5 protein-coding genes are annotated in these 3351 nt (G+C 36.3%); 2 read left to right on the top strand and 3 right to left on the bottom strand.

Annotated elements, in window-relative coordinates; translation table 11 throughout:
• Positions 1-725 (top strand): molybdopterin molybdotransferase MoeA (locus GSY74_RS07120; RefSeq protein ID WP_164664413.1); only part of this gene is annotated, 725 nt, incomplete at its 5' end.
• Between the two features lie 90 nt (positions 726-815).
• Here GSY74_RS07120 and GSY74_RS11035 read toward each other — a convergent pair.
• On the bottom strand, positions 816-1313 hold the full coding sequence (locus GSY74_RS11035) for a hypothetical protein (protein ID WP_370518783.1): 498 nt from the start codon (positions 1311-1313) through the stop codon (positions 816-818).
• Between the two features lie 63 nt (positions 1314-1376).
• Positions 1377-1958, bottom strand: coding sequence for a 6-pyruvoyl tetrahydropterin synthase family protein (locus tag GSY74_RS07110; protein WP_164664412.1), 582 nt, complete (start codon positions 1956-1958; stop codon positions 1377-1379).
• A 69-nt stretch (positions 1959-2027) separates the two neighbouring features.
• On the opposite strand from GSY74_RS07110, the gene GSY74_RS07105 reads away from it, so the two are divergent.
• Complete coding sequence (locus GSY74_RS07105) at positions 2028-2435, top strand: hypothetical protein (protein WP_164664411.1); 408 nt, start codon at positions 2028-2030, stop codon at positions 2433-2435.
• Here GSY74_RS07105 and GSY74_RS07100 read toward each other — a convergent pair whose 3' ends face one another.
• Positions 2436-3194: a 7-carboxy-7-deazaguanine synthase QueE gene (locus GSY74_RS07100; RefSeq protein ID WP_164664410.1), complete on the bottom strand. Its 759-nt coding sequence runs from the start codon at positions 3192-3194 to the stop codon at positions 2436-2438.
• Positions 3195-3351: the final 157 nt, after the last annotated feature.

The following is a 3351-nucleotide window of genomic DNA, read 5'->3' as shown; positions in this document are numbered from 1 at the left end:
AGGTCTATCGAAAACCAAAAGTGGTAATTTTTAGCACAGGTGAAGAGCTAAAGGCTCACTATGAGAAGATAGAGACACATCAGCTCTACAACTCAAATGCTCCTATGTTTTATGCTCGTGCCAAAGAGCTTGGTTGTGATGTCTCCTATATCTCTAGTTCAGGAGATACAATTGAGGAGCTCAAATCATCTATCAAAGAGGCGATGGATGCAGACCTTATTTTGACTTCTGGTGGAGTTTCTGTAGGAGATAAAGATTTTACTATCCAAGCCTTTGAGGAACTTGGGATGAAGACACTTTTCTCTAAAGTCAATATCAAACCAGGGAAACCTACAACCTTTGGAAAATTGGGGAAATGTTTTGTTATCAATTTGCCAGGGAATCCCCTCGCCGCGATGGTAAATTTTGAGATGTTTGTAAAACCTGCGATACTGAAACTATCAGGAACCAAAAGCTTCTACCATCCACTCATCACAACCAAAATGAGAGATAATCATAAAGTTAAATCAGGTAAATACACGGTTATTTTAGGAGAATGGGATGGAGACTCTTTTGCTCCAATATCAAATCAAAAACCAGGAATGGTCTCTCCAATAGAAAAAGCTGACGGAATGATAGTCACACGACCAGAAGTTAACAGTTTAGAAAAAAACCAAGAGATTAAGATGATACCAATAAAAATCGATTTACAGAGTGATAAAAAGAGAAATTTTTTTATTGCGTAGGGGTATGTAGGGGTAGAGCGATGTCTCTACCCTAATAAAACGGCAATGCCAATGAAACAGTGGGCAGAAATGCATCCACCCTACAAAAATTTATTTACCAACCTGAGCAGCAAAAGCCTCAATCTTAGCGTCATCATAAGATGCAACTTGACCTTTCATAAGAGTTTTCATATTACCACCATATGAACCATCTTTATACCCTTTAAGAGCAGTAATAATATCAGCTTTTGTCATATCTTTAACAATTTTAGATACATTCATAGCTTTCTTCTCAAACTCTGCACCATGACACGCTTGACAAGCTTTTGTATCAATAGTAGCTCCTGCAACAGCCTCTTTTACTTCTGTTGCTTTCTCTACAACAGCATCTTTAGCCTCTTTTGCAACTTCAGCAGTTTTTTCTACAGCTTTAGTAGCAACCTCTTTTGTAGCTTCAACAGCACTACTTGCTACCTCTGTTGCTTTCTCTATAACTGTCTTCTCTGCAACAGGTGCTGTTGCATCTTTTGCTACCTCTTTAGTCTCATCACCACATCCTACAAGTAGCAGTGATGCTACCACTACAGATAATACTGTTAATCTTTTCATAATCATCCTTATTTTTTGAAATTATACTAAAATAATCTAAAAATTGATTAGCATCAATTTTCTTTATATTTTCTTGGGATTAACCATAATCTTTTTTTCCAAAAGTTTAATCCAAAGCTCCCTGTCACTCCACTCTTTTTGAGTTTGTTCAGAAAAAATAATATCTACTAAATCTATTCTACCCATCAACTCACTATAAGCATCCTCTCTAAACCCTTGTGCATAACCTGTCTCTGTCTCATGCACAATAACACTATGAATCGTAACTTCCCTCTCACCATTTATCATCCCTGTACAAGCCAAAACCCGTTCAACTAAAAGAAATATCACACGGGAAAACTGTTCAGCAGATGGACTAACAGGCAGTTCTATCCAACGAGCCGAATATCTTTTCATATCTCTAATATACTCTGCATCATCTTCTCTCCAAAGTGTAATAGAGTGGTCAAACGACTCAATAAGCTCTTTGATATATCGTTTCATCAACCCAAAATCATAAACCATCTGCCCATGGTCAAGATAGTTTGACTCTAAAAGCACCTCGACTCTATAAGAGTGTCCATGTATATTTTCACTACACCTCTGTGTAGAACAGTTACGAACGATGTGAGCATTTTCAAATTTAAATAGTTTTCTTATTATCATTTTGTGGATTATATAGATATAACCTTAATTTAGCTATATTACAAAAACAAATCAAAAATAGGGAAAAAAATGATTGACATTAACACCACAGTAGAACCATTCACACTAAACGACCAATTTGGAGTAGAGCATAACATCCAAATACGACCAAAAATACTAATCTGTAGTTTTGGAAAAAGCACAGGAAAACTAATAAGTCGCTATTTCGATGCACAAGATAAAGATTATATTAGGAAACATGATATTGAACTAATGGCTGATGTGAGCGGGGTTCCATCACTTCTACGAAAAACTATTATTGTGCCAAAGATGAAAAAGTATAGTTTTGATATACTACTATCTGATGACAAAAATTTTAGCAAACAGTTTCCAGCAAAAGAGGATAGTTTAACCATTTTGAAACTAGAAAATGGAGTAGTCAAAGAGATTATCTTCGCATCAGATGAGGATGAACTAAAAGACGCAATCGAGGGGTAATTAAACCCCCTGCGTCGTATCAAATACTCGAATATGTAACCTATCACTATAGTTAAACCCATGTCTCATACAAAACTCAAAAACAGCTCGGTCATTATGCCAAATATTCGCTCGGCTCTCACCCACAGGCATACAGTAGATATTGGGATTTTTAAATACTTTTGTTATCTCATTTATCTCATCAAAAGCCGTTGTCTCTACCAACTTTTTGTCAATAGTAAATTTGAAAAAGCTATCATATGAGTAATTCACTATATTCGCAATGGCTTGTGGCTTAATCCGTTTAGATTTTAGCTCACCAGAATTCGCCAACTTTATAGACAAAGCAAAAATAGTCTCTCTGTAAACAGGATAAGCCTCAAAATCAATCTCCACCGTACCATTGGTCTCAAAAGTAACTCTCATCCCCTGCTCCACAAGCCAAGAGACCACAGCATAAAAAGCTTCATCTTTATAATACAAAAGAGGCTCACCCCCAGTAATCACCATTTGAGGCAAATACCCTATCTTCTTAAACTCCTCATCCAAATGAGCTATCAAAACAGAAGCATCCTCCACCTTCTCCCAAGAAGAGCTAAAATGACCATCTACAGCAAAATAGGTATCACACCCCATCTGAGAAACCCCATTCACATCATAACTCGCCCCAAACCCTGGGCAACTCAAATTACATCCACCTGTTCTTAAAAAGTATGAGGGGATTCCTGCGTATTTACCTTCTCCTTGGATGGAGAAGAACTGTTCGGTTAGGTAGAACATTTTAGTTTTTACTATTCAAATAAATATTTATATCTGTCATTAAATTAGAATCAGTTTCAAATATTTTTATTAGTTCTAAAGTTTGAGCAATAAACTCTTTCTCTACATCTTCCTTGAACATAATATATTTAGCCAAATCATCGCTACCTTCGATATT

Origin of the sequence: Sulfurovum sp. bin170, assembly GCF_010892395.1 — a bacterium.
In the GTDB taxonomy this organism is placed as follows: domain Bacteria; phylum Campylobacterota; class Campylobacteria; order Campylobacterales; family Sulfurovaceae; genus UBA1140.
The sequence above is the reverse complement of the archived record's forward strand: the minus strand, read 5'-3'. Positions and strand labels throughout refer to the sequence as shown.

Excerpts from the sequence above, each read along its gene's own strand:
- GSY74_RS07110 (WP_164664412.1), bottom strand. The coding sequence starts at position 1,958 with ATGATAATAAGAAAACTATTTAAATTTGAAAATGCTCACATCGTTCGT.
- GSY74_RS07100 (WP_164664410.1), bottom strand. The coding sequence starts at position 3,194 with ATGTTCTACCTAACCGAACAGTTCTTCTCCATCCAAGGAGAAGGTAAA.
- GSY74_RS07105 (WP_164664411.1), top strand. The coding sequence starts at position 2,028 with ATGATTGACATTAACACCACAGTAGAACCATTCACACTAAACGACCAA.
- GSY74_RS11035 (WP_370518783.1), bottom strand. The coding sequence starts at position 1,313 with ATGAAAAGATTAACAGTATTATCTGTAGTGGTAGCATCACTGCTACTT.